General features: G+C 65.2%; 24 protein-coding genes. 13 read left to right on the forward strand and 11 right to left on the reverse strand.

The genetic code is table 11. The features are described from left to right. Window positions 1-7: 7 nt before the first annotated feature. From BFD71_RS00145 to BFD71_RS00160, 4 genes are read left to right on the forward strand one after another with little or no spacing between them, the layout of a single operon-like run. A complete protein-coding gene (locus BFD71_RS00145) occupies window positions 8-1,033 on the forward strand; it encodes an ABC transporter permease (protein ID WP_069261283.1) in 1,026 nt (341 codons plus the stop codon). Then, window positions 1,033-1,911 (forward strand): ABC transporter permease, encoded by an 879-nt coding sequence (locus BFD71_RS00150; RefSeq protein ID WP_069261284.1) that lies wholly within the window; start codon window positions 1,033-1,035, stop codon window positions 1,909-1,911. Before BFD71_RS00145 ends, BFD71_RS00150 begins: the two co-directional genes overlap by 1 nt. Beyond that, a complete protein-coding gene (locus BFD71_RS00155) occupies window positions 1,908-2,903 on the forward strand; it encodes an ABC transporter ATP-binding protein (RefSeq protein WP_069261285.1) in 996 nt (331 codons plus the stop codon). The genes BFD71_RS00150 and BFD71_RS00155 overlap by 4 nt, the downstream gene beginning before the upstream one ends. Next, window positions 2,896-3,699, forward strand: a complete 804-nt coding sequence (locus tag BFD71_RS00160) for an ABC transporter ATP-binding protein (RefSeq protein WP_069261286.1) — start codon at window positions 2,896-2,898, stop codon at window positions 3,697-3,699. The genes BFD71_RS00155 and BFD71_RS00160 overlap by 8 nt, the downstream gene beginning before the upstream one ends. Here BFD71_RS00160 and BFD71_RS00165 read toward each other — a convergent pair. The 6 genes from BFD71_RS00165 to BFD71_RS00190 are packed head-to-tail and all read right to left on the reverse strand — an operon-like array spanning window position 3,650 to window position 9,241. Beyond that, entirely contained in the window at window positions 3,650-3,967 is a 318-nt protein-coding gene (locus BFD71_RS00165) for a 4Fe-4S dicluster domain-containing protein (RefSeq protein WP_069261287.1), read from the reverse strand. The two genes, BFD71_RS00160 and BFD71_RS00165, sit on opposite strands and share 50 nt — an antisense overlap. Next, entirely contained in the window at window positions 3,964-5,583 is a 1,620-nt protein-coding gene (locus tag BFD71_RS00170) for an FAD-dependent oxidoreductase (RefSeq protein ID WP_218108642.1), read from the reverse strand. The genes BFD71_RS00165 and BFD71_RS00170 overlap by 4 nt, the downstream gene beginning before the upstream one ends. A gap of 13 nt (window positions 5,584-5,596) precedes the next feature. After that, window positions 5,597-6,373: an ABC transporter permease gene (locus BFD71_RS00175; RefSeq protein WP_256094434.1), complete on the reverse strand. Its 777-nt coding sequence runs from the start codon at window positions 6,371-6,373 to the stop codon at window positions 5,597-5,599. Window positions 6,374-6,417: 44 nt separating this feature from the next. Continuing rightward, the gene (locus BFD71_RS00180; protein WP_069261290.1) at window positions 6,418-7,218 is read right to left on the reverse strand and encodes an ABC transporter ATP-binding protein; all 801 of its coding nucleotides are present in this window, start codon (window positions 7,216-7,218) and stop codon (window positions 6,418-6,420) included. Between the two features lie 28 nt (window positions 7,219-7,246). Continuing rightward, a complete protein-coding gene (locus tag BFD71_RS00185; protein WP_069261291.1) occupies window positions 7,247-8,275 on the reverse strand; it encodes an ABC transporter substrate-binding protein in 1,029 nt (342 codons plus the stop codon). Between the two features lie 33 nt (window positions 8,276-8,308). Next, window positions 8,309-9,241 carry a TauD/TfdA dioxygenase family protein gene (locus BFD71_RS00190; RefSeq protein WP_069261292.1) on the reverse strand — a complete coding sequence of 311 codons (933 nt, stop codon included), beginning with the start codon at window positions 9,239-9,241 and terminating at the stop codon, window positions 8,309-8,311. Between the two features lie 672 nt (window positions 9,242-9,913). On the opposite strand from BFD71_RS00190, the gene BFD71_RS00195 reads away from it, so the two are divergent. Continuing rightward, complete coding sequence (locus BFD71_RS00195) at window positions 9,914-10,693, forward strand: HAD-IIB family hydrolase (RefSeq protein ID WP_069261293.1); 780 nt, start codon at window positions 9,914-9,916, stop codon at window positions 10,691-10,693. Between the two features lie 568 nt (window positions 10,694-11,261). Then, window positions 11,262-12,491 carry a porin gene (locus BFD71_RS00200; protein ID WP_069261294.1) on the forward strand — a complete coding sequence of 410 codons (1,230 nt, stop codon included), beginning with the start codon at window positions 11,262-11,264 and terminating at the stop codon, window positions 12,489-12,491. A 316-nt stretch (window positions 12,492-12,807) separates the two neighbouring features. Here the strand turns inward: BFD71_RS00200 and BFD71_RS00205 are convergent, their stop codons facing one another. The 5 genes from BFD71_RS00205 to BFD71_RS00225 all read right to left on the reverse strand — a co-directional run bounded on the left by BFD71_RS00205 (window position 12,808) and on the right by BFD71_RS00225 (window position 17,300). Continuing rightward, complete coding sequence (locus tag BFD71_RS00205) at window positions 12,808-13,098, reverse strand: LLM class flavin-dependent oxidoreductase (protein WP_069261295.1); 291 nt, start codon at window positions 13,096-13,098, stop codon at window positions 12,808-12,810. 111 nt (window positions 13,099-13,209) lie between these two features. Further along, window positions 13,210-14,460: an acyl-CoA dehydrogenase family protein gene (locus BFD71_RS00210; RefSeq protein WP_069261296.1), complete on the reverse strand. Its 1,251-nt coding sequence runs from the start codon at window positions 14,458-14,460 to the stop codon at window positions 13,210-13,212. A 204-nt stretch (window positions 14,461-14,664) separates the two neighbouring features. After that, entirely contained in the window at window positions 14,665-14,940 is a 276-nt protein-coding gene (locus BFD71_RS00215) for an ArsR/SmtB family transcription factor (protein ID WP_069261826.1), read from the reverse strand. A 230-nt stretch (window positions 14,941-15,170) separates the two neighbouring features. Next, window positions 15,171-15,824, reverse strand: a complete 654-nt coding sequence (locus BFD71_RS00220) for a peroxiredoxin (RefSeq protein WP_069261297.1) — start codon at window positions 15,822-15,824, stop codon at window positions 15,171-15,173. A 144-nt stretch (window positions 15,825-15,968) separates the two neighbouring features. Continuing rightward, window positions 15,969-17,300: an NtaA/DmoA family FMN-dependent monooxygenase gene (locus tag BFD71_RS00225; protein WP_069261298.1), complete on the reverse strand. Its 1,332-nt coding sequence runs from the start codon at window positions 17,298-17,300 to the stop codon at window positions 15,969-15,971. 229 nt (window positions 17,301-17,529) lie between these two features. Here BFD71_RS00225 and BFD71_RS00230 point away from each other — a divergent pair, with 229 nt between their 5' ends. Genes BFD71_RS00230 through BFD71_RS00260 form a run of 7 tightly spaced genes read left to right on the forward strand, consistent with a single transcriptional unit; the run spans window position 17,530 to window position 26,302 of the window. Continuing rightward, on the forward strand, window positions 17,530-18,660 hold the full coding sequence (locus BFD71_RS00230; RefSeq protein WP_083244968.1) for an LLM class flavin-dependent oxidoreductase: 1,131 nt from the start codon (window positions 17,530-17,532) through the stop codon (window positions 18,658-18,660). Continuing rightward, window positions 18,657-19,217 carry a GNAT family N-acetyltransferase gene (locus BFD71_RS00235; protein ID WP_069261299.1) on the forward strand — a complete coding sequence of 187 codons (561 nt, stop codon included), beginning with the start codon at window positions 18,657-18,659 and terminating at the stop codon, window positions 19,215-19,217. The genes BFD71_RS00230 and BFD71_RS00235 overlap by 4 nt, the downstream gene beginning before the upstream one ends. Before the next feature lie 59 nt (window positions 19,218-19,276). Next, a complete protein-coding gene (locus BFD71_RS00240) occupies window positions 19,277-20,917 on the forward strand; it encodes an ABC transporter substrate-binding protein (RefSeq protein ID WP_069261300.1) in 1,641 nt (546 codons plus the stop codon). Between the two features lie 14 nt (window positions 20,918-20,931). After that, window positions 20,932-22,572, forward strand: coding sequence for an ABC transporter substrate-binding protein (locus BFD71_RS00245; protein WP_256094435.1), 1,641 nt, complete (start codon window positions 20,932-20,934; stop codon window positions 22,570-22,572). A 50-nt stretch (window positions 22,573-22,622) separates the two neighbouring features. Beyond that, entirely contained in the window at window positions 22,623-23,636 is a 1,014-nt protein-coding gene (locus BFD71_RS00250) for an ABC transporter permease (protein WP_069261301.1), read from the forward strand. 15 nt (window positions 23,637-23,651) lie between these two features. Beyond that, window positions 23,652-24,521 carry an ABC transporter permease gene (locus BFD71_RS00255; RefSeq protein WP_083244969.1) on the forward strand — a complete coding sequence of 290 codons (870 nt, stop codon included), beginning with the start codon at window positions 23,652-23,654 and terminating at the stop codon, window positions 24,519-24,521. Next, the gene (locus BFD71_RS00260; RefSeq protein ID WP_083244970.1) at window positions 24,518-26,302 is read left to right on the forward strand and encodes a dipeptide ABC transporter ATP-binding protein; all 1,785 of its coding nucleotides are present in this window, start codon (window positions 24,518-24,520) and stop codon (window positions 26,300-26,302) included. The genes BFD71_RS00255 and BFD71_RS00260 overlap by 4 nt, the downstream gene beginning before the upstream one ends. The last annotated feature ends 10 nt before the right edge of the window (window positions 26,303-26,312 follow it).

Consider the following 26,312-nt stretch of genomic DNA (forward strand, 5'->3'; position numbering starts at 1 on the left):
CCGCACCATGTCCTTCGCTTTCTTCAAGCGCGTTTCGGTCCGCGTGGCGGCCACGGTACCGGTGGTATTGGCGGCGGCCGTCTTCACCTTCGTGCTCGTGCGCCTGCTGCCCGGCGATCCCGCCGCGCAGCTCGCCTCAGGCATGCAGTCCGACGCGCGCGGGCTCGCCGAAATCCGCCGCCATCTGGGCCTCGATGCCTCGATGCCCGGGCAGCTTTGGCACTGGCTGAACGGACTCGCGCACGGCGATTGGGGGCGCTCGTTCACGACGGGCGGCGCGGTGCTCGACGAACTGCTGGCGCGCCTGCCGGCAACGCTCGAATTGACCGTGAGCGGCTTCCTGCTGGCCATCTTCGCGGGCATCCCGCTTGGCGTCGCGGCGGCCTGCGCGCGCGACACGGCAATCGACCGCTTTGCCCGCGCCGTCTCGAGCGCCGGTAGCTGCCTGCCGACCTTCATCGTTGCATTGCTGCTCGTCTATGTGTTCTATTACCGCCTCGGCTGGGCGCCCGAGCCGACCGGCCGCCTCGACGCATTGCTCGCGCCGCCGCCCGAACGCACAGGCTTCGTCTTCGTCGATGCATGGCTGAGCGGCGACGTGCAAGCCGCCCTCGATGCGTTGCGCCGGCTCGTGTTGCCCGCGATCTCGATGGCCATCTTCGGCTTGCCGCCGCTCGTGCGCATCACACGCTCGGCGCTGCTCACAGGCCTCGCCGCCGACCCGGTGCGCAGCGCGCGCAGCCTCGGTCTCTCGCGGGCAAAGGTGCTGTGGACTTACGCGCTCGCGCCGGTCGCGGCGCCGATCATCACGGCGTCCGGCATGATGTTCTCGTACATGCTCGCGGCCAACGTGATCGTCGAAAAGATCTTTGCGTGGCCGGGCATCGGCTCCTACGCGCTCGACGCGCTGAACAACGCCGACTATGCACCGCTTCAAGGCTTCGTACTGTTCGTCGCGATCGCATTCGCGGTGCTGAATCTCATCGTCGATCTGCTGATTCAGTGGATCGACCCGCGCGCGAGGGTCGCCTGATGTTCGCCACGCTCGTTCGTCGCGCACCGGCGCGCATCGCCGTCAAGCTGAGCTTCCTCGCGCAGCGATGGAGCCACGCGGGTGGACGCAAACTGCGCGCGCTCGTGCCGCCCGCGGCCTTGCTCGCCGTCGCACTCGCGGGCCCCTCGTTCGTCGCCGATCCGACCGCGCCCCATGTCGCGCATATGCTCGCGCCGCCTTCGCTCGCACACTGGTTCGGCACCGATGCGATCGGCCGGGATCTGTTCGCACGGGTCGTGGTCGCCACGCGGCTCGATCTGTCGATCGCGCTCGGCGCCGTCGGCATTGCGGCGCTCGCGGGCAGCGTGCTTGGCGCCGCGTCCGGCCTCGCGGGCGGGCGCATCGACCGGCTGCTGCAGCGTGTGGTGGACGTGTTCATGGCGTTTCCCCTGTTCGTCGTCGCGCTAGCGCTCGTTGCCGTGCTCGGCAATTCGGTGAGCAGTGTGGTGCTCGCGACGGCGCTCATCAACATTCCGTTCTACGCCCGCCTCGCGCGCGCCGAGATCGCCGCACGCCGCGAGGCAAACTACGTGCACGCCGCCCGACTCTTCGGCTGGAGCGATACGAAGATCCTGCTGCGCGTCCTCCTGCCCGGCGCACTGCCTGCGCTATGCGCACAGATGACCGTGAACCTGGGCTGGGCGATGACCAATAGCGCGGGCCTCTCGTTTCTCGGCATGGGTGTGCGGCCGCCCGCGGCCGAATGGGGCGTGCTCGTCGGCGAAGGCGCGCCGTACATGATGACGGGTCAATGGTGGCTCGCCACGTTCCCGAGCCTCGCGCTCGCGCTGGCCGTGTTCTTGCTCAACGGCGCAGGCGACAGTTTGCGCGACGCTTTCGACCCTCGTTCACGATGACCGATCCATCAACCGTCACTGACTCTCTGCTGGAGATTCGCAACCTGCGGATTGAACTCGCCTCGCACGGTCGCACGCACGCGTTGATCGAAGGCATCGACCTGCGTATCGCGCGCGGCGAAGCCGTGGCGTTGATCGGCGAGAGCGGCTCGGGCAAGTCACTCACCGCGTTTGCCGTGATGAACCTGCTGCCGCCCGCGCTGCACGCGAGCGGTGGCGCGCTGCGATGGCATGAAATACGCGACGGTGCGCCAGCCGCAGCGATGGTGTTCCAGAATCCGCGCGCCGCGCTCAATCCCGTGCGGCGCATCGGGCAGCAATTCGACGACGTGTTGCGAACCATGCGCGTGCCCCGCCGGGCGCGCGCGCAGCGTGCGGTGCAACTGCTCGAACAGGTCGCGATGTCGCCCGCGCAACGCTATTTGCGTGCCTGGCCGCACGAGCTTTCGGGCGGCCTGTGCCAGCGCGTATCGCTTGCCCTCGCGCTCGCACGCGAGGCCGCGCTACTCGTCGCGGACGAACCGACCACCGGCCTCGACGCCGTGACGCAGTCCCAGGTGCTTACACTCATTGGCGAGTTGCGGCGCGCACGCCGCATGGCGCTGCTCCTGATCACGCACGATCTGGGTGCGGCGCTTCATCACAGCGATCGCGTCGCGGTCATGCACGCGGGTCAACTCGTTGAAGTGCTGCCGTCGCGCGACTTTTTGCGCAACGCGCGCCACCCCTACTCGCGCGCGCTCATCAGCGCAACGCCGGCGCTCGTCTCCACGCTCGGGAAATTGCGGGGCGTGCCGGGCGAGCTTCCCGAACTCGCACACATCGATCGGGCCACCTGTCGCTTTCACGCGCGCTGCGCGAATGCCACTCCGCAATGCGTCGAGGCGGCGCCGCCCGTCGTCGAAACGACCGGCGGCGGACACCTTCGATGCTGGCACCCTGCGTCGGCCGACGCGCTTTCCACCCTGCCCCTGACGGATTGCCATGCTTGAAGTTGCCGGCCTGACCAAACACTATCGATCGCAAGTGGCGGTCAAGCGCGTCTCGTTCGAACTTGCGCGCGGCGAAACGCTCGGCCTGATCGGGCAGTCGGGCAGCGGCAAGTCCACGCTCGCGAACCTGCTCGCGCGTCTCGACGATCCCGACGAAGGCACGATCCGCTTCGAGGGCGAGGACATCGCCGCGACGCCGGCGCGACGCAGCGCGCGCGCCGCATGGCGGCGGCGCATCCAGCTCGTGTTCCAGGATGCGCGAGACAGCATCGATCCGCGAGCCAGCGCCTTCGACGCCATCGTGGCAGCGTTGCCGCCACGCTTTGGCTCCCGTGCGGAGGTAAGCGAACGCGTTCTCGCGCTCGCGCACAGCGTGGAGTTGCCGCGTTCGCGGCTCGCGTTGCGCCCGCATCAGCTTTCGGGCGGCGAAGCCGCCCGCGTGGGCATCGCGCGCGCGATTGCGAGCGAGCCGGACCTGCTCATCCTCGACGAACCGACGGCCGCGCTCGATGTGTCGGTCCAGGCCGGCATCCTGCGCACGCTCGACCAGTTGCGAGAGCGCCACGGCATGGCCATGCTCTTCATTTCGCACGATCTCGACGTCGTGCGCATCCTCTGCGCACGAGCGCTCGTCATGTACGCCGGGGAGATCGTCGAAAACGCGAGCACGGACGCGCTATTCGCCGACCCACGGCATCACCATACGCGCGCACTGCTCGGCACGCGTCTTTCGTTACCTCTGGCGCTCAATGCGCACGCGCCAACAGCTCATAACTCGCGTCCTCGGCTGCCGTAGCCTGACGGCCGCGGCCCCATCCCACCGCGCGGCGATAGCTCCCCACCAGCGCCGGGTCCACGTTGAGTTCCGGGCACGGTGCAGGCTCCGGCGCGACGAAGAGCGCGTCTTCGGGGCAATAGAGCTCGCACATGAAACAGGTCTGGCAATCCTCCTGCCTCGCGATGCGCGGCACGCCATCCGGCACGGCATCGAACACATTGGTCGGGCACGCGCGCACGCAGATATTGCAGCCCGTGCAAAGCGACGAATCGACGATCTCGATCACGCGGCCACCCCCACGCTGGCTACACCATACACGCGCTCGACCCACACCTCGTCGAGCCCGCCGCTCAACAGCCGGTGACGCTGCGCCGGGTCGGCGGCGGCGTACTCGTGCCGCCGGTGCATGCCGCGCGTCTCCTTGCGCTGCAACGCGCTGCGATACATCCAACGCGAATTCGCCAGCATTGCCGCGGCTTCGCGCGCACGCACGGCCGCGCGCGCGCCAGGCGCCGCGCGGGCACCGCTCACGTGGCGCCATAGCGCGTCGAGCCGCGCGAGGGAGTCTTCGAGCAGATCGGCGCGGCGCGTCCAGTTGCGCTGCGTGGGAAAGACCTCCTGCTGGACCGCGCGGATCACGGCCTCGCTGTCGAAGGTGGCCGGGCTCGCGCCATCGCGCAATGCCACGGTTCCCGCCTCATAGAGTCGGCGTGCGGTGCGCGCCGACCTTTGCTCATGGGCGTAATCAGCAGCGCCGGCCCCGGCCCAGAATCCCGACGACATTGCCCATGCCGCGTTATGACTGCCGCCGCCCGTGAAGCCGCCGCAGATCAGCTCGCGGGTGGCCGCGTCGCCTGCCGCGTAAAGACCTTCCACCGACGTTGCGCACGTTTCGTCGACGAGATGCAGGCCGCCTGTGCCGCGCACCGTGCCCTCCAGCCGCAGGGTCACGGGAAAATGCTGAGTGAAGGGGTCGATGCCGCGCCGGTCGAACGGCAGAAAGAAGTTAGGCTGGGCACGACGCATCCATGCGCGGATATCTTCATCGGCTCGATCGAGGCACGCGTATACTGGCTGCGTTTCGAGCGTTTTCGCGATCACGCCGCGGCCATGCGAGGAGCCCGCGCCTTCGATCACGCTGCCCGCTTCGTCGTAGAACGTCGCCCACGTATAGAACAGCGATTTCGTCACCGACGCAAATGCGGGCCCCAGCCCATAGGCGTTCGAAAACTCCATGCCCGAAAACGATGCGCCCGCCTCGGCCGCCATCAACTGACCATCGCCCGTCAAGACGTTGCAGCCCAGCGCGTTGCTGAGGAACGCACAGCCGCCGGTCGCAATGATCACGCTGCCGGCTTTCACGATCCACGTTTCATCCGTTTGACGATGCACACCCTTCGCGCCCGCGACTACGCCGCGCTCGTCGATCAGCAGTTCGAGCGCGGGACTATGGTCGTGAATGCGCGCGCCGCTGGCTTTCACCCGCTTGCGCAGCAGCCGCATATATTCGGGGCCTTGCAAGGACGTGCGCTTCTCCAGCCCCGCGTTGTCGACAGGAAACGGATAGCCCCACTGCGCGAGTCGTTCGCAGTTGATCCACGTCTGTTCGAGCACGCGATCCATCCACGCCTGCTCGGCGAGTTCGCCGCCCAGCTTGAATCGGCTCGCCTTCGCGAACTCACGCGCGCTCTCCTCCGGCGCGACGTGCCACACACCGGTTCCGGACGGCGCGGTGGCGCCCGAGGTGCCGCAAAAGCCCTTGTCGACGAGCACCACCTTCGCGCCGCGCGCCGACGCGCCTATGGCCGCCCACGCGCCAGCCGGACCGCCGCCGATCACGAGAACGTCAGCGTCGTACCATGCCTGCGCGGACGACGCCGTTACCGCTCCGCTTCGATTCATCATTGCCCCATCCTTAACGAATACCTTGCCACGCTGTGAGGCGCCGTTCGACGAACACCACGGCGTGATTGAACGCGAGGCCGAGTACGGCGAGCGTGACGATGCCCGCGTACATCTTCGGAATCTCGAACGTGTATTGGGAGTAGTTCACGAGATAGCCCAATCCCGCCTTCGCGCCCACCATCTCGGCCGCAATCAGCACGAGTATCGAGTACGCGCCAGCCACGCGAATGCCCGTGAATACGGCAGGCACCGATGCGGGCAGCACGACCTTCACGAACAGACGAAGCGGGCCGAGCCCCATCGATCGCGCCGAGCGGATCAGCAATGCGTCGACGTTGCGCACGCCGCTCACCGTATTGAGCACGACGGGCCAGATGCAGGAATAGACCACCATCGAAATCTTCGACGTCTCGCCCATGCCGAGCACGAGCACGAACACCGGCAGCAGCGCGAGCGGCGCCGTGTTGCGAAAAATCTCCAGCAACGGGTTGAGCAGGTCCCCGAGCGTGCGATACCAGCCGATCAGGAGGCCCAACGGCACGCCGAGCGCCACGGCGATCGCGAAACCGCTTGCTGCACGCACGGCGCTCGCCAGCAGGTTCGCGCCCAGTTCGCCCGATACGGCCATTTCGAACAACGCATGCAGCACGGTCGAGAATGGCGGCAGGAAAACGGGGTCTACCCATCCCGCCCGCGGCAGCACTTCCCAGAGCGCGAGAAACGCGACCACGGCGACGCTGCCGCGCGCGGCCCGCCAGGCTGCCAGCCAAACGGTCGACGCTGACATGCCCCGCTTCGATTCAACGGACAACGTACTCATGGTGATTCTCCTCACGCCGCCTGTGCGACCTGCCATTGCGCGTTGCCGCGACGTTGCCGGATTAGTTGCCAGATTTCATGGCGCAGGCGCACGAATTCCGGCGTCGAACGGATGTCCTCCGAAAGATCGCCGCGAGGCACATGCACGGGCAGCGTGTGGGTGACGCGCCCGGGTCCAGCTGTCATCACGAGCACGCGCTGGCCCAGATAGATCGCTTCGTCGATCGAATGCGTGATAAAGACGACGGTCGTGCCCGTGCGCTGCCAGATGCGCAACAGTTCGTCCTGCAGGCTTTCGCGCGTTTGCGCATCGAGCGCCGCGAACGGCTCGTCCATTAGCAGCACGTCGGGTTCGTAGGACAGCGCACGTGCAATCGCCACGCGCTGCTTCATGCCGCCGGAGAGTTCATGGGGATAGCGGTCGGCGAACGCGCCGAGCCCGACGAGATCGAGAAAGCGCCTCGCGCGCTCGGTGCGCTCACGCCTCGCGATCCCTTTCGCTTCCAGGCCGAATTCGATATTGCCGAGCGCAGTTTTCCAGGGAAAGAGCGCGTACTGCTGAAAGACTATGCCGCGATCGAGTCCCGGCCCGTCGATCTCGCGTCCGCCTATCAGTATCTTGCCGCGATCGGCCTGAGTGAGTCCGCCGATCAGGTCGAGCAGCGTAGTCTTGCCACAGCCGCTCGGCCCCACCAGTGCGACGAACTCGCCAGCCGCTACCTCGAACGAAACATCGTCGAGCACGACGAAATGCCCGCGCCTGTTCAGATGAAACGCTTTAACCACGTTGCGCACGCTGATCGATGCACTCATTGCGCTTTCCTCGCGTGATGACGCCGCCTCACTGGCTCGCGACTCGCTGGTTGAACGGATTGAACTGATTCGAATAGATGTCGCCCGGCTTCACCTGCCCGGCCTTCAGCACGCCGTTGTTCACGTACCAGTCGATGTAGGTCGTGAAGTCGTCGGAGACAATCAGGCCGCCCTTGCCGCCCACGCCCGGCGACTTCCAGTAATTGACGATGGTGGCGTCTTCATTGCGATGGCGCGCCTCGATGATCTTGTGCAACCGCGCGACGACTTCCGCGCGCGGCGTGTTCCGCGTCCATTCGATGGCGCGCGCCGTGCCTTCGACGAATTTGCGCACTGTATTCGGGTTCTGCGCGATGAATCGATCCGTGAAGAGATAACTCGCATACCCGAACGAACCGAAGAGCTGGTAGTCAGTCGTGAGCAGGCGTGCCCCGCCCTGGGCGAGTTCCTTGTCCTTCAGGATATCTTCCAGAAACACGGCATCGAGCTGCTTCTGCTTGAGCAGTTGCGCGAGATTCACGGGCGGCGCCGCGACGAACACCACCTTGTCGATGTCGGCCTGCGAAACGCCGGCCTTCTGCAGATACGCGGTCACCGCATACTGCTCGTAAGCGCCGGGCGTGTTCACGCCAATGCGGCGCCCGATCAGGTCACGTGGCCCCTTGATCGGACTGTCGTCGAGCACGAACAGCCCGCCATTGGTTTCCTTGTCGGTGCCGACATACGAAATCACAGCTTTCACGGGCGCGTGCGCCGCAACCAGCTTGACGATCGAACCGTTAAACGCACCGCCGAAATCGACGTCGCCCGTCACAGCCGCCTGAATGTCCTGGGGTCCGCTCGTCGTGTTACCTACCCATTTGAGCTTGATGGGCGCGAGATAGCCGAGGTCCTCGGCCAGCTCGGGATACAGCACTTTGCTCGCCCAGCCCTGATAACGCAGCTCCTGCTTCTCCGGCGTCTGCGCGAACGATGGCGCCGACGCCGCAGCCGCCAGCATCGCTGCAATATGAAGGATGGCGAAACGTTTCATATAAGGGGAGAAACTGCGTTTCATGCGGGGGTTCCTTGCAGGCGCGGACCATGCTTCCTAGAAGACGCCGTCGTGCTCGAGCGTGACGCGATGAATGCGCCGCCGTGCCGATCCGTAGTCGCGCGCCGCGTAATGCTGCACCTGGCGGTTGTCCCAGATCGCGACATCGCCCTGCCGCCATTCGAAGCGCGCCTGGACTTCGGGCGTCTTGATGAGGTCGTACAGGTAATTCAGCAGACTCTGACTGGCCGTTTTTGAAACACCGAGCAAGTGACTCGTGTGGCCTTCGTTGACGAACACGAGCTTGCGGCCGTTCTCAGGGTGGGTCTTGATGACCGGCACTTCGATTGGCGGATACTTCTGCGCCGCGTCGCGCACGCGCGCAAGCCCCGCTTCCACGCTGTTTTCCTCGCTGCCTTCCGGAATGTCGTAGCCGCTCAGCAGTTCGGAGAGGGCGCCCTTCTTCGGCGAGGCGATAAAGGTATTCACCGCGGTCAGCTTCTCGAAGTAGCGGGCCAGATCGGCATCCAGCAAGTCGTAGACCGCCGCCGACGAGGACCAGATCGTGTCGCCGCCACCCCCTTCGGGAATTTCCTGGGCGTGGAGAACCGTGGCCTTGGGTGGCTGATGCTGCCAGGAAACATCGACGTGCCAGTTGTCCGTGCCGCCCGAGCGCGTCTTCTCGCTGTGTGCGATGACCTCGATCTCGGGAAAGCCCGCCACAGCAGGCAAATAGATGTTCTTGCGGATGGGATTGCCAAAAATGCGCGCGAGCGCCACATGCTGTTCGGGCGACAGCGTCTGCTCACGAAAAAAAATCACGCCGTGTTCGACGAGTGCCTGACGCAGCGTTTGCCGATTCGCTTCGCTCAACGGCCCGGAGAGATCGACATTCTCGATCACCGCGCCGATCAACGGCTTGTAGCGACGCACGCGCAGGTCCTGATGATCTCCGGCTTGCGATTGGGGCTGCTCCAGTACCGTGCTCATTGCGTCCTCCGTGGTCAAGGGTGGAGAACATCAAACCATCGGCACCACAACGCATGCAACGAAGGAATTGACGGACGCTCTTCAGCACGCACGTGGGTTGCATTGGCGAATCGATCATTTGGCGTGCTCGCAATCGGTTTCTATAGTCTAAAGTTCCGTTTCCGATGGGCGCGGCGTTCCATGCGACGGTGCTAAAGAATTTTGTTCCACTTGTCGACAGGAGTTCCGCCACGTACGCTATTAAACGTCAGCCGGGGGAAACTGCAGCGACGGGACTGGCAGGAAGCATCGGTGTATGGGGTATGACAAATGAAACTCTCACATAAACTACATTCGCGTACGGCGGCTCCGTTATGGGCCCTCGCCTTCGGCCTCCTGCTTTCGGTAACTGGCGTGGGCCTGTGGTGTCATGCGACGGCCGCGACGTCGGCAGGGCAGACGCGTCAGTCGCTTGCCGTCACCGCCATACTTCTGGGCGTGATTGCAGCGGTCTATGGGGTACACGAGCTTTCCCAGAGACGTCGCTAGGCAACGCCTTCGCGCGTAGAACGCCCGGTCGCTCGTCGGAAGGCGTGCCTTAGCACGCAATCGGCGAAGCAATGCGTGATCCGCCTTTGGACGAGGCGTCCAGCGTCCCTCATAATTGGAGATTTAGTCGCCACAGGGACCCTTATGGAGCCGCTATCGTCAGCGCCATTTCACGAGTTTTCCGGTGTCCAGTTTGTCTTCACCGACATGGACGAAACGCTGACATATCGTGGACGGCTGGCCGCACAAACCTATAACGCGCTCGAGCGGTTGCAGTCGGCAGGCATCCGTGTGATTCCGGTCACCGCGGCGCCCGCCGGATGGTGCGATCAGATGGCCCGCATGTGGCCCGTGGATGGCGTCATTGCGGAGAACGGCGGCATCTTCATGAGGCGCGAGGCAAACGGCCATGGCGTCGAGCGCTCATGGTGGGTTCACGCGGAGAGCGTGACGGCAATGCAATCGCAGCTCAGTTCCATCGCAAGAGGTATTGAAGCGGCCATCCCCGAGGCCCGCATCGCGGACGACCAGGCGTTCCGCCTTGCCAGCCTGGCCTGGCAACGCACGGGAACTTCGCTGGACGACCGGATCGTGGCGGCGCTGAAAGCCGCCGGCGCGGACGCAACAGTCAACAATCTATGGGTGCTGGGCTGGCTTGGCGGCTACGACAAGCTGTCGATGTCGCTGCGCGTTCTCGCCGGATCGTTCGGCACCACGCCGGAAGCCGCCACGAGGGTTGTTGCCTATTCCGGTGATTCGACAAACGACGCGCCGATGTTCGGTTTTTTCAGGCATACGGTGGGTGTCAGCACGGTGGTCGACTATCTGCCCGGGCTTCCGGTCGCGCCGCGATGGATAACACGTGGTCCCGGTGGTGCCGGGTTCGTCGAGTTCGCGGAGGCTATCCTGCGCGTGCGGTTGTGAGCTGCACAGCAGCCCGGCAGCACAAACGTCGTGCCTCGACTCCGCTACGCGCCACCGGCATATCACCGACGAGGCGGTAAATCACGGCCTTGCGGCGCGAAAATCCCCGCGACGTATCATCTAAATGTGTTGTATCGCCGCATCCACGCCATCGAGCAGTCTCTTGCGCGGCAACGCAGAATGTGCAGCACTGAATGCGGCCCCAGTTCAACAAGATACATGGACGCATGCGGAACGCGGCCCGGACGAGCAGCAGACGTGTCCGAGCCGCGCATTCACTGATTCAGCAGACGCGACCACCCTCGCTCAAGTCATACACAAAATCCGCATTCGCATTGCTGCACGGATAAATAACAGTATAAGAAATCGTTCGATAACGACGCTGTATTAGCCTTGACCACGGCTTCGACTACTCCGGAAAATGGTCCCCGTTGCGCGAATTACCTGCAACAAATATCTATTCAATCGCCTCAATTTACTAGTTCGCAGTCCATATCGACTCAATAAATCCCGCACCATTTTTGAAACGGCTCTCCAGCAGCTGTCGTGTATTGAAAAACTATTTACGATGAAAAAAATACTTCTCGCCCTGACTTCAATCGCACTGTCACCCCTTGCTGCCTATGCCCAGAGCAGCGTGACCCTCTACGGTATCGTCACCGGCAACGTGACTTACGTAAACAACGTTCAGACGGCCGCCACGCCGGCCGGTGGCAAACCAACCGGCGGCAGCCAGGTCGCCTTGCTTGATAGCGGCAGCTCGGGCCCGAGTTCGAGCCGCTGGGGCCTGAAAGGCACCGAGGACCTGGGCGGCGGCCTGAAGACGCTGTTCGTGATCGAAAGCGGCTTCAGCGTCGCCAACGGCACGCTCGGCCAGGGGGGCACGCTGTTCGGCCGTCAGGCCTGGATCGGGCTCAGCGCACCGAATTACGGCACCGCATCGCTCGGTCGCCAGTCCGACGCCGCGGTGGACTATGTGTCGCCGCTGCTCTACGCCTGGTACTTCGGCAATCTCGCGATCCATCCGGCCGACTACGACAACCTGAACTTCACGCACCGCATCAATAACGCGGTCAAATACAGCTCGGACGCATTCGGCGGCTTCCGGTTCGGCGCGCAGTACAGCTTCGGCGGCATCGCAGGCAACTTCACGCAGAACCAGTACTGGTCCGCAGGCTTCAGCTATACCGGACCGAGCATTGCGGTTGCCGCGTCGATTATCAACGCGCGCAATCCGAACAATTCGCTCTACGGCACGAACGCGAATGCGAGCGCCACCGGCAACAATCTCGGCTCCGCCGGTTCCGCCACCACACCGGAATCGAACCCGGCTATTTCGGGCTTCGCCTCTGCCCGCACCCAGCAGACGATCGCCGTGGCCTCCACCTGGACGATCGGCTCGGCCATCCTGGGTGTCGCCTGGTCCAACACGCAATACCGCGATCTTGGGGCAACCGCTTCGCTCAACACCCAAAACTACCGCGGCACGGCGTCGTTCAATACGGTCGGCGCGAGCGTTCGCTATCAGGTCACGCCGTTCCTGCGCGTCGGCACGTCATTCGATTACACGAACGGCGGCAACCTGAACGGTCTGGGCGGCGCGCGCTACGAGCAGTGGAACGTGGGCGCTGGCTACTCGCTGTCGAAGGCCACCGAACTGTATGCGACGGCGGCGTACCAGCACGCCAGCGGCGTCGACTCGTGGGGCCGCCACGCCGTCGCGGACATCGGCTATCTGTCACCCTCGACGACGTCGAATCAGGTCGCGGTCTCGGCCGGTATCAAGCACCTGTTCTAAGCAGCGACACGGGCCGCTGCCCTGTCAGTTCGAAGGCGGCAGCTCGATTACTTCGATGAATACATAGTGATCCTTATTATTTAGCGTTGTGAATCATTCCAGTGATGGCCCATTGGTTTAACGCTGCCTGCTGCGCGTTGAGCCCCGCGCGACGGAGCGGCCTTTCATCCGGTGTCCGGGCAAGGAGAAGCGCTATCGGATCCACCGAAGCGGGTGCGGTCCGTCTGCCTGACTGAGGCCCGTACGTGTTAAGCATTCATAGAAACCGCTCATATTGATCGCACGACACATGGGTTGTGTAGTGCCTTCAGCAAATCTAGCCTCTTTGTTTTCGGACTGTTCGCCGCGCATTCCGCCAGCGCCGCACGTGCCTTCGACAACCGAGGTCGTTGACGGGCAATTGCGCACCCGTACGCAGCGACGTCTCGGCACTGCCGCCGTAGACGTCGAGCAGGCGCAGGGCATACGCGATGAACAATGTGTCTAAGCCGCCTTCGTCGAGCAACTTTGCGAGGTCGGTCCAGTGGTCGACGTGCGTGTAGCGCCCGGTCTCGTCGTCGTCGGGATGTCGCCACAGACCGTAATTCAGATGCGACGCCGTGTTCATCGTGAACGCGTTCAGGATGATCGGCTCTGCCGTGATGCTTTCCAGTGCTGATGAATCGCGTTGGCAGGCGCCGCGGTCGGCGGCAAGCGTCCGGGCGCGCGGGGATGCGGACTATGCCTGCGCGACGCTCTGCGCCGCTTCGTCCGGGACGGCTTGCCGCGCGTGCGGAAGGCTGAAACGTTCCTCGGGCGGCGCCGCGTTCAGATGGAAGTTGCCGATTGCGGCTTCGCGCTGCCCCGCCGGATTGTGCGAGGCGATCGTGCGTGCATTGCGCCAATGGCGATCGAAGCGCCGGGCTTCGCTGGTCGCCGACGCACCGCCGACTTCGAACATCAGCGTGGTCGCCTCGAGCGTCTGCTCGATGACGATCTGCTGCGCCTCATACGCTTCGATGTCGAGCGCGATGTACTCGTCAGTGGTCGCCTCACCTTCTGCGCGACGTTCGTGCAGGCGTTCGAGCCCGTGCGCCACCGCATCGACGATGGCTCGCGTCGAGTAGCCGAGGCTGGCGAGCCTGCCGACCACACGATGCACCAGCGGGTTGTCGCGCGGGCTCGATTGTCCGGCCACGCCGAAGGTCCGCGTGCGTCCCTGCACGAACTCGACGCTGTCGCGCAAGACCGCCTGCACGATACCTGCCAGCGTGGCTAGATGAACGGTCTGATAGAACGCGGTGAGCGACGAGTTGCGGCGAGGCTCCGAAGCGCGATAGCGCGAAATGATCGCGTCCGGTGTAACCGGCACGCTCTCGAAACGCGTGGTGCCGCTCGCGGTGAGGCGCTGGCCGAAGCCATCCCAGTCGTCCAGCCGGCTCACGCCCGGGCTGTTCGCCGCAATGACGAGCGTGAGATCCGACTCGTCGTCGTGTGCCGCGACGCTCAGCCAGTCGGCATAAAGCGCCCCCGTGCTGTAATACTTCTCGCCATCGAGAAGCAACGCACCGGTCGAAGCGTCGCGCCGCAGCACCGCCGAGTTATGCGTCTTGTCCGTGCGCTCGGAAGTCGCCGCGCCCAGCGTCTCGCCGGCGGCGATGCGTTCGAACCAGCGCGCGCGCTGGGCTTCATCGCGATCTTCCAGGCGGTATTCGATGAAACCGAAATGCGCGCGCAGGATTTGCGGCAGATTCGAATCGGCCGCGCCCAGCTTGCTCAACTGGCGAAAGAATTGCGGCAGCGTGACACCGCCTCCGCCATAGCGGCGCGGCACGCGTAGCGCCGTGAAGCCCGCGTCCTTCAACCATCGCACGGGTTCATGGGCGAGCGCGCGTTGCTGTTCGCGTTCGATCGCGCCCTGCGCAATGCGGTCATAGATCGGCTCAAAGCGTTCGTCGAGTTGCTCGTCGGTCAGGAGTGGAGGCGTCATTGCATATTCGGTGATGAACAATCCTGACGAGGATACGGTCCCTGTCGTTGAGCTAGCAACGAATGAAAGGTGCTTTCTTTATCGCAGCTTACGCAATCGTGATGCATCGGAATATGCTCGCGTGTTACAGCGTCATTTCATGCGCCATAACAATTCACAGCGTGTAAGTCGCTCGCTCTCGTCGACGGCCGCGCCGTGAAGCGATCAGCGAGCCGGATCGTCACGGGTATCCGTACAGAATTGCTGATAAAGCACGGCCATGACAGCAAGCGCCTGCGCACTCGCTACCGTGTAAAAGATGTTCTTGCCATCGCGTCGAGCGCTCACGAGACCTTTCTCACGAAGCACCGCCAACTGCTGGGGCAGCGTCGGCTGACGGATGTTGAGTTGTGCCTCGAGTTCGCCAACGGCTAGCTCGCCTTGCGGGCGCGCGCTTCGATGGCGCAGCGCGTGGAGCGAGGCATCGAGTGCATGCCCGATGTACAAGTTCTCGGCTTCCTGGCGCAAATTGGGCGGCCCGAGGCGCATCGGGAAGAGCACGCCCTTGAGCGTGCCGACGATATCGGCGGGCGCCTCGAGAACCTTGGAGAATTCTCAAGCGCTGTCCAAAAACATTGCATCGCGCGGAGCCGACGATGCAGGTTCGCATACGTTCTCGCGTCGTGAGTCACAGCGCCGTAATACCGCCTTCCCGTGGCGCCGAAGCGTACCTATTTGGGCTGCGCGACCGTCCGCAGCCAGGGCTTCAGCGTCTTGAAGCCCTCTGGATATTTTTTCTTTGCATCCTCATCCGAGACGGAGGTGGGAATGATCACATCATCGCCCGGCTTCCAGTTCACCGGGGTGGCGACCGTATGCTTCGCGTTGAGCTGGAGGGCGTCGAGCAGCCGCAAAACCTCGTCGAAGTTGCGCCCGGCGCTCATCGGGTAGGTGAACGTCGCCTTGATCTTCTTGTCTGGTCCAACGATAAACACGGCGCGGATGGTCGCATTGTCGACCGCGGTGCGCGGGCCGCCGCTCGCGTTGGGATGGATCATGTCGTAGAGCTTTGCAACTGCGAGGTCCGCGTCGCCAATCATCGGATAGTTGACCGCGGTGCCCTGCGTCTCTTCGATATCCTTCGCCCATTTGTGGTGGTCGTCGACCGGATCGATACTGAGCCCGATCACCTTGGTCCCGCGCTTGTCGAACTCGGGCTTGAGCTTGGCCATATAGCCCAGCTCGGTTGTGCATACCGGCGTGAAATCTTTCGGGTGCGAAAACAGGATCGCCCACTGGCCTCCGATCCACTCGTGGAAGCGGATCGGTCCTTCAGTCGTTTGTGCAGTGAAATCGGGGGCTTCGTCGCCTATGCGGATGGACATGGCCTGGCTCCTTTGGGTGGGAGAATGCAAACGGCATCTTTCACTGTAGTAGTGTTTCCCCCGCCGAATTACAAAGAAGGGACAGGCCGGGCTATAGAAGAAATTCTGGGATGCTTAGCACAACGAGGAATGACGAAGCGCTGGTTAGCCTTCGTTCGCCGCCCGCAGGCCGTTTCCGCCGGACCATGCCTGCAGCGGCGGCAATTCCAGATTCGAGCGGAAGTCTTCGCCCACATAGTCGGCATCGATCAGTTCGCGCCGGCGCAACTCCGGCAGCAGCCCGTTGAGCAACAGGTCCTCCTGATCCGGCTGGCCAAGACCATGCAACGAGAGCACATCGACGAAGCCGGCACGATAGCGCTCTTCGATCGCGTCGGCGAGCTGTTCGGGCGTCCCGGCAACGAACCAGTGGCCGGTTTCCTGCGCGCGGATGATCAGCTCGCGCAAGCTGAGCCGCTGCCGCGCGTAAGCCAGGAAGATCGCAACCCGCCCTCGCCGCCGATGCACGCTGTCGATCGTTGGCAGCAAGGACTCCGGCAGCGGCTCGTCGAGCGGCAGATTGCGGAGATCGATGCCGCCGCCCAGCATGTCGGCGAGCTTGAGCCGTCCCTGCTCGTAGTCGATGCGCTCGTGCTTGTCGCGCAGCCGTCGCGCGACGTCCGCATCCGATTCGCCGATCACCGAATGAAATGAGTTCATCACGAACGGCAGCCGGTTCGCACGCCCAAAACCAATCGCCTGACGGCGCAGTTCGGTGACGAAAGCACGCGCATCGTCGAGCGTCGGTTGCGACGTGTAGACCACCTCGGCATAGCGCGCGCCGAGCGTGACGCCGCTCGCCGACTGACCCGCCTGAAACTGGACCGGAATGCGCTGGGGCGGAGGCGGAACGTTGAGCGGCCCCTCCACCTGGAAGTATTCTCCGCGATAGTGGATCGGACCCAGCCTGGCAGGATCGACAGCCACGCCGCCACTTGCCGAACGCCGCGTCGCCCCAGGATGGTTCGCATCGAACAGAGCCTGAACCACTTCGACGAATTCGGTGGCGCGCGCATAGCGGCGCTCGGGGTCGGGCAGCGCGCCATCGCCGAAATTTTCTTCGCCCACCGACGACGTCACGGCATTCCACGCCGCGCGGCCGCCGCTCACGTGATCGAGTGTGCCGATCAGCCGCGCGAGGTTGTAGGGATGATGGTAGGTCGTCGAGACCGTTGCGACGAGGCCGATCCGCGAGGTGGCCTGGCTCAATGCCGCGAGCGCGACGATCGGTTCCTGGCTGCCGGTGATGCCGGCGAGACCCGCCGCATCCGCCTGCAAGAGATCAGCCGTAAAGAGGCCTGTGACCTTGTGCGCTTCCGCCTTGCGTGCAAGCGCCGCCGCACGGCGTATGCCCTGTGCCGCGTCGGTATCGCCGCTCGCATACAGCACGCTCGCCGCGCCCACCAATGTCTTCAGCCGTCTACGCGCGCCGCTCATGATGCCGTCCTGTCTATCCGATCAATTGATGTTTTGCGCCGGCGTGACGACACCGATGTCCGTCACGCGGCAATCGGACATAGTGTGCAATCACCCCCCTCCAATCGAACAAATATTTTCGGCTTTCCATATTCCTCTTCATTGTTTGACCGTTCGGTTTGCGAAGAAAAATAATTTTGTGCACCGAAATTGACTGGGCGGCTGCGATCGATGCCCCCTCTCCCTCAGCATGACACTACCCACGAGCCACTCCGATCCTGCACAGCGCGAACCCGCTTTCCGCCTGAGCGTTCTCGACAAGAGCCCGATTGCGGCCGGCGAAACCGCCGCCGACGCGCTCGCGCGCAGCGTCTTTCTGGCACAAGCCGCCGAGGCGTGGGGCTATCACCGTTACTGGCTCGCCGAGCATCACAACTCCGCGGGACTTGCGTGCCCGTCGCCCGAAATCCTCGTGGCTTATGTGCTTGCGCAAACGCGCCGCATCCGCGTTGGATCGGGCGGCGTGATGCTGCAGCATTACAGCCCGTACAAGATCGCGGAAAATTTCAACCTGCTGGCTTCGCTTGCACCAGGCCGTGTCGACCTCGGCGTTGGCAAGGCGCCCGGTGGACTGCCCTTGTCGACGCGCGCACTGCAACACGCCTTCGATGCAGGCCGCCGCCCGGATTTCGCCGAACTTGCTTTCGAACTCAAGCGGTATCTGTTCGATGCCAAGGCACCGGCTTCGGGCGAAGCCGATGAGGCGAATGGCGAGAGCGACGAGAAAGCGCTGCGCGCGACGCCATTGCCGCCCGCTCCCGTGCAACCCTTCTTGCTCGGCGCGAGCGCCGAAAGCGCGACGCTCGCGGCTCGCCTTGGCTGGGACTTTGTCTACGCTGCGCATATCAACGCGGCGACCAGCGATCTCGAGCGCGCATTCGACGCTTACCGCTCGCTATCGGGCGGCCGTGCGCCGCTGCTCGCGATTTCGATCGTCGTGGCCGAAACGGCGGCCGACGCCGCGCGGCTCGCAAGCGGCTTCCGGCGTTTTCGCGTACAGGTTGGCGAGGGTCCCGCGGTCAACGTCACGAGCCTCGAGCAGGCGCACGCATTCGTGCGCCAATCGGGCGGCGGTGCGCACCGCATTGAACAACGCGAAACGCGCATCGTGCACGGCACGCGCGAGGACGTGCTGCGCGAACTCGACGCACTGCATCGCCGCCATGGCATTGACGAATTCGTCGTGGACACGCCGATCATCGACGCTACACGCCGCACAGCGTCGCTCGGACTGCTTGCAGACGGCAACATTCCTCTTCCACACGCGAGCCCATCCTCCGCCCCCGGCATTCACCCTTCGCTCGCCGTGACAGAACAATGACCGACAAGATCCGCATTGCGGGCCAGGACGATGTGCCGGCCCTCTACGACCTGCTACAGCAGGCCTACGCACCGCTTGCGCGCGAAGGCGTTCACTTCACGATCACGCGCTCACCGGTCGGGCGCGTGGCGCAGGCGGTCGCAAGCCAGACGACGTTCGTGCTCGAGCGCGAAGTGGTCGGCGGCGGCACAGCGCTTGCCGCGACGCTGACCGTGCGCTTTCCCTGGTCGCCCGAAGGCAACCGGCTCGCACCCTGGCCGTTCCTGCACTGGTTTGCCGTCGCGCCCGCGTTCAAGCGCCAGGGCCTTGGCAACGTGCTGCTCGATCATGTCGAAACGCAGTTTCTGCGCGCGCAGGTCAAGGCGCCCGCAACGTGGCTCGCGACCGCCGTCAATCACCCCTGGCTCGCCCCGTTTTACGAGCGTCACGGCTATGAGCCTTTTCATCGCTCGACCAACGCGCTCGGCACGCCGCTGGTCTGGCTGCGCAAGATCCTTATTCCCGAGCTTTACAGCGAGCCGGTTGCAGCCGGCGCACGCGATCCCCAAGCCGCATGATAGCCCGCGCGCAACCGCCTTCCCCTGATCGACCGACCCACTGCTCAAGGTACTCACCGATGACGTTTTCATTCCCGGCGCAAGCCTCTTGCACCTCGCGCCGAACCGCGGCGGCGGCGGTCCTGCTCGCCCTCGCGCTGCCGCATCCGACGCTCGCGGCAGGCCAACCGGTCACCGGCGGCACGCTGACGTGGGGCGTGGAAACCGAGCCGCGCACGCTCAATCCGCAACTGAACGGCCAGGACAAGGTCGTGCTGCTGCTGCGCAACGCTTACGAAAGCCTGCTGGCGCAAAAGCCCGACGGCAGCTTCGTGCCGTGGCTCGCCGCCGGCTACAAGGTCTCGCCCGACGGCAAGACTTATACCTTCACGCTGCGCGACGGTGTCAAGTTCACGGACGGCGCACCGTTCGACTCGAAGGCCGTGGCCCGCAACTTCCTCTATGCGCGCGACCTCTCCTACTCCGGCGGCAGCAACCTCGCGCGCCTGATTTCGCACGTTGCCGACGTCAAGACACCCGACGCGCACACGGTCGAGATCACGCTCGACGCGCCGTACGCGCCGTTCCTGACCTTTGCCGGCTCCCTCCCGCTCCTCTCGCCGAACGCGTTCGACAAGTCGAGCCTCAAGTCGGGCGGCACCGACATCGCAGGAACGGGCCCATTCATCCTGCGCCGCTACGTGAAGGGGCAGGAGATCGAGTTCGACAGGAATCCCGATTATCGCTGGGCGCCGACAACCAGCGGCCATCAGGGGCCGGCGTATCTTGACCGCGTGGTTTATCGCTTCCTGCCTGAATCGTCGGTTCGAACGGGCGCGCTGCTGTCCGGGCAGGTCGACGTGATCGAAGGCGTGTCGGGCAACGACGCGGGGCTGATCCGCAGCAATCCCGACCTCACGTATCAGCATGCGCTGAACACCGGGACGCCCTACTCGCTGTTCCTGAACGTCACCTACGGCGCGGCGCAGGACGCCAATGTGCGCCGCGCGTTGCTCGAAGGACTCGACGTAAGCGGCATCGTCCAGTCGGTCTACCGCGGCGAACGCACGCGCGCATGGGGCATCACCTCGCCGATCGATCCGCTCTACGACCACAGCATCGAAAAGAGCTACGGCAACAATCCGAAGCTCGCCAATGCGCTGCTGGACGCAGCGGGCTGGACCGCGCGCGACAGCGCCGGCTACCGCGCGAAAAACGGCGAGCGTCTCACCATCGCGGTAATCCAGGCACAGGCGACCGTGCGCGACCAGCGCGACGTGCTGCTGCAGGCGTTGCAGGCGCAGGCGCGTCAGCGGCTCGGCGTCGATCTGAAGGTGCAGTACGTCGACGACGGCACCTATGCGGATGCGCGCAAGAGCGGCAAGTTCGGGTCGATCGCGAACTCGAACACACCGCCGGACGGGATCGATATCGAAGGCCACTACCTGCCCGTCGATCACGGCGGCGCGCTCAATTACAGCCGCGCGTCGGCACCGGAACTGAGTCGCTGGCTGCAGGCCGCTGCGCAGACGCAGAACGCCACCGAGCGCAAGGCGCTGTACGGCCAGTTGCAGCACTTCGCGATCGACCAGCAGGCGTTCGCCGTGCCGCTCTACGAGCCGGAAGACCAGATCGCCGCCACGAAGACGGTCCAGGGCCTCGGCTTCCGCTCGTATGCGCAGATGCCCGAAAACCCCTATGACGTGTGGATCAAACGCTAACCATGACGATGTCGATGTCAACGCCTCTCGCCATGGCCAGGTCCGCGCGCTGGCGGCGCAGGGTCGCCGCCGGGGGAATCGCGCTTGCGGCAACGGCCACTGGCGGCGTCAGCGCCGCGCCCGCTTCCTGCGGCACGCTGACGTGGGGCATCGAGACCGAGCCGACGACCTTCAATCCGCAACTGAACGGACAGGCGAAAGCGGAACTGATCCTGCGCGCGAGCTTCGAGTCGCTGCTCGCGCGCAAGCCCGATGGCACCTATGTCCCATGGCTCGCGACTGGCTACACGGTCTCGCCGGACGGCAAGACGCTGACGTTTACACTGCGCGACGGCGTGAAGTTCACCGACGGCCAGCCGCTCGATGCCGCAGCGGTCGCGAAGAACTTTCTCGAGGTGCGCGACCCGTCTTACTGCGCCGGTTCGAGCTATTGCGGAATCGCGTCGCGCCTCGCCGGCGCGCGTGCCGTCGATGCGCGCACCGTCCAGCTCACGTTGAACGAACCCTACGTGCCGTTCCTCTCATTCGCCGCTGGGCTCAAGCTCATCTCGCCCGCCGCCTACGCCTCGCCGCAACTGAAATCGGGCGGACGCGAAGTCGCGGGCACCGGACCGTTTATTCTCACGGCCTGGCGCAAGGGACAGGAAGCCAATTTCGTTCGGAATCCCGATTATAAATGGCCGCCAGCTACGACGACCCATCAGGGCACGGCATACCTCGACCGAGTGGTCTACCGCTTCCTGCCCGAGTCGTCGGTGCGCACCGGCGCGCTGCTGTCCGGCCAGGCCGACGTGATCGAGGGCATTTCGGGCAACGACGCCACATTGCTCGAAAAGCAGCCGGACCTGCGCTACCTCCATGCGCTGAACACGGGCTCGCCGTACTCGCTCTATCTGAACGTGGCCTACGGCCCCACCCAGGACGCGCGGGTGCGCCGTGCGCTGTTGCAGGCGTTCGATCTCGACGCTCTCGTCGCTGCGATCTATCGCGGCAAGCGCACACGCGCCTGGGGCATCACCTCACCGGTCGATCCGCTGTATGACCGCAGCATCGAGCACAGCTACGGCAACAATCCGAAGCTTGCCAACGCGCTGCTCGACGAAGCGGGCTGGACCGGGCGCGACGCCGGCGGCTACCGCACGAAGGACGGACAGCGGCTGTCGATCGATGTCGTGCAGGCGATCGCCACCGTGCGCGACCAGCGCGATGTGCTGTTGCAGGGACTCCAGGCGCAGGCGCGCCAGCGGCTCGGCGTCGAGCTGAAAATCCGCTATGTCGACGCAGGCACCTATGCCGACGTGCGCAAGACCGGCAAGTTCGGCGCCATACCCAACTCGAACACCGATACCGACGGAATCGATACGGAAAACCACTACCTGCCCATCGACCGCGGCGGCGTGATCAATTACAGCCGCACGGCGGACCCGCGCCTGCTCGCGTGGCTGAACGAAGCCGCGCAGACGCGCGACGACGCGGCGCGCGCCCGCATCTACGCGCAACTGCAACACACGGTGATCGTCGACGAGGCCTACGCAATTCCGCTCTATCAACCCGAGGACGAGATCGCAGCCAGCACGCGCGTGCGCGGCCTGGCGTTCCGCAGCTTCAAGCAGATGCCGGAAGCGCCTTACGACGTCTGCCTCGATTCGCGCTGACGCGAGACGTGCGGCGCGCACCGGCTTCGCCAGCAGGAGAACTTTCGACCATGACCCACCCGACTCCCTTACCGCTGCCCGACGAGAGCGTACCCCGCCCGACGGCGCCGCTCACGCGCGTGCGCCGCACGTGGTTGCGCTCGCCGGTCGCGACGCGGCTCGTGACCGGCGTGCTGGTGCTGTGGGCCGCGATCACGCTGTCGTTCGTCGCCGTGCATCTCGCGCCCGGCGATATCGTCAGCATCCTGATCGGCGAGCAACTGAACACGCCCGAAATTGAAGCCGCGATCCGCAAGGAATGGGGCCTCGACGAGCCCGTATCCCTGCAATACCTGCACTACCTGTGGCGTGTGTTGCACGGCGACTTCGGCCGCTCGTACGTCCTGAACACCGACGTCGCCCCGCTCGTGATCGGCCAGCTCTGGCCCACGCTCAAGCTTACCAGCGCCGCGCTGGTCGTCGCGGTCGTGTTCGCCGTGGGGCTCGCGGTGCTGACTGCGGGGCGCCGCTTCGGCGCCCGCGCCGCCTCAGGCGTGGAGCTGCTGCTCGCTTCGACGCCCTCATTCTGGCTCGGCATCATGCTGCTGTTCGTGTTCAGTTTCACGCTCAAGCTCTTCCCCGTGGCCGGCGACCGCGGCTTCTCCTCGCTCGTGCTGCCGGCGCTCTCGCTGGGGCTCGCGCAAGGCGCGGTGATTGGCCGCATATTGCGCAAGGGCATCGAGCGCGCGCTCGACGAGCCGTACGCGCTGACCGTGCGCGCGTGGGGCATTGGCGGCTTCGCGCTGCGCCTGCGCCATGCGCTGCGGCACGCCGCGTTGCCGGCAGTCACGCTCGCCGGCTGGCTCGTGGGCGGCTTGTTGAGCGGCGCGGTCATCACCGAGCAGGTGTTCGGGCGCCCAGGGCTCGGCAAGGTGACCGTCGATGCCGTGCTCGCGAAGGACATGCCCGTGATCCTCGCGATCGCGATCCTCTCCGCAGCGATCTACGTCGTCCTGAGCACCGCCGTCGACCTGCTCTATCTCTTGATCGATCCGCGCCTGCGCGACCCGCGCGCGCGGCGCTGAACCGGAGGCTTCACGATGTCAGTTCCTCTCGACCTGCCATTGCGGGCGCGCCCGGGTTGGCGTGCCGCCAGCTGGATATGGCGTCATCCCGGCCTTGCGCTTGCGGCGCTCTGGCTCCTTCTCAACGTCATCGCCGTCGCCGCGCCCGAATGGCTGACCCGCTATGATCCGCTCGCGGCGGACCCAGTCTCCGCGCAGATCGGCGCCAGCGCCGAGCATTGGCTAGGCACCGACCAGCTGGGCCGCGACATCTTTGCGCGCGTCGTCTACGGCGCACGCTACTCGCTCTCGATCAGCGCGGCGGCGATCGCCATCGCGACGCTCGCAGGCACCGTGCTTGGGCTGATCGCCGGCCTCGCGCGCGGCTGGCTCGACGAACTGATCACGCGCTTTCTCGACGTGGTGTCCGCCCTTCCGGACCTCCTGCTTGCGCTCATGCTGATCTCGTTCACGGGCCCCGGCGCGGTCAATCTCGTCTTCGCGCTTGGCGTCGCCTCGATTCCGCGCTTCGCGCGCGTCGTGCGCGCGCAGACCTTCGTCGTCGCCGAATCGGGGTATGTGGAGCAGGCGCGCACGTTCGGTCTCGCGCCGGCCGTGCTGGTCTGGCGGCACGTGTTGCCGCACGCCATTGCCCAGGTGCCCGTGCTTGCCACGATCGGCCTGGGCACCACGATCATCGGCACATCGGGCCTGAGCTTTCTCGGCATGGGGCCGCAGCCGCCCACGGCCGAGTGGGGACTGATGCTCGCCGAGGGCCGCAACTATCTGTACAACGCATGGTGGATCGCGGTCTGGCCCGGCGTGGCGATCACGGCCGCCGTCATTGCTGTGAACGCGCTCGGCGGCTACTGGCAGGCGCGTTTCGAACGCCGGGAGGTCGCATGACAGCCGCCGCCACTGCCAATCTTGCCGCCCGCGTGCGCGTTGGGTCCGCCACGGAAGGCAGCCCCTCAGCGCCGGTCCCGCTACCCGCCGTGATTCATCCGTTCACCGCGCCGCCGGGCGAACCGCTCGTGCGTATCGAAAACCTTCGCATCGCGTTTCATGAGCGGCACGCCGCGCGCCCCGCCGTCGAATCACTGAGCCTGAGCGTGCATGCGGGCGAGTGCGTCGCGCTCGTCGGCGAATCGGGCTCCGGCAAATCCGTCACCGCACGCAGCCTCGTCGGACTGAACGGCCCGAAGGCGCAAACACAGGCCGAGCGCTTCGAGATCGCGGGCGAGGACGCACGCCGCTACCGCGAGCGCGACTGGCGCGGCATACGCGGCCGCCGCATCGGCTACGTGCTCCAGGACGCACTGGTCTCGCTCGATCCGCTATGGCGCGTGCGCAACCTCGTAGCCGAATCGCTGCATAGTGTGCGCTCGCGCGACATCCACCACCGCAGCGTCGAGATCCTGCGGGCGGTAGGCATTGACGAACCCGAGAGCCGGCTGCCGCAATACCCGCATCAACTGTCGGGCGGCTTGCGGCAGCGCGTACTGATCGGCACGGCCATCGCGGGCGGCGCTTCGCTGCTGATTGCCGACGAGCCCACCACGGCGCTCGACATGACCGTCCAGCGTCAAATCCTATCGCTGCTGAGCGCCCGCCGCGACGCCGGCGACGCGCTGCTCCTCATCAGCCACGACCTCGCCGTGGTCGCGGAACTGGCAGACCGCGTGCTCGTCATGCGTGCGGGCCGCATCGTCGAAGAAGGGCCGACGCGCGACGTGCTGGGGCGCCCAGCGCATCCTTATACGCGGCAGCTGCTCGCCGCGATTCCCGTGCCCGCGTCGCGCGGCTACCGGCTCTCGGGCGACGCGGGACCTGGCGCCGCCACGGCCGAGGCACGGGTTGCGCTGCCGGCGAAGCAGATTGTCGACGATGTCCGTGTGCTTTCAGTCGAAGCGGTCACGAAGCGCTACGGCGGCGACGACAGCGCGCCCCCCGCCGTCGACGACGTGTCGTTTTCGCTCGCCAAAGGCGAAACGCTCGGCATCGTCGGCGAATCCGGCTCGGGCAAGTCGACGGTCGCGCGCATCGTGCTGGGCCTGACCACTCCCGACAGCGGCCGCGTGACGCTCGACGGCCAGCCCTGGAGCGGCGTGCCCGAATCCGCTCGGCGACATCGGCGGGCCGGCCTGCAGCTCATTGCGCAGGACCCCTATAGCTCCTTCGACCCGCGTTATACGGTCGGCCAGCTCATCGGCGAGAGCCTCGACGCGGTCGGCATTCGCGGCGACGCGCGGCGACGCCGTGTGCTGCAACTGCTCGACGAGGTGCGGCTCGGGGCGGGCTGCTACGACCGCTACCCGCGCGAACTCTCCGGCGGCCAGCGCCAACGCGTGGCGATTGCGCGCGCATTCGCGCCGAACCCGGCGCTGCTCGTTGCCGACGAACCGGTGAGCGCGCTCGACGTATCGATCCAGGCGCAGGTGCTCGACCTGCTCGCCGACATGCAGTCTGAGCACGGCACGGCCATGCTGTTCATTTCGCACGACCTCGGCGTGGTTCATCACGTTGCCGACCGCGTGCTCGTGATGCAGCGCGGCCGCCTGGTCGAGAGCGGACCTGTCGAGCGGGTATTCACTGCGCCAACGCATCCCTATACCGCTTCGCTGCTCGATGCGCTGCTGAAGCTGCCCAAGTCGGCGCAGCAGGGCCAGCCGGCCACTTCCGCGTGACTTCCCACAC

The sequence above is a fragment of the Paraburkholderia nodosa genome (assembly GCF_001718195.1).
Lineage (GTDB): Bacteria > Pseudomonadota > Gammaproteobacteria > Burkholderiales > Burkholderiaceae > Paraburkholderia > Paraburkholderia nodosa_A.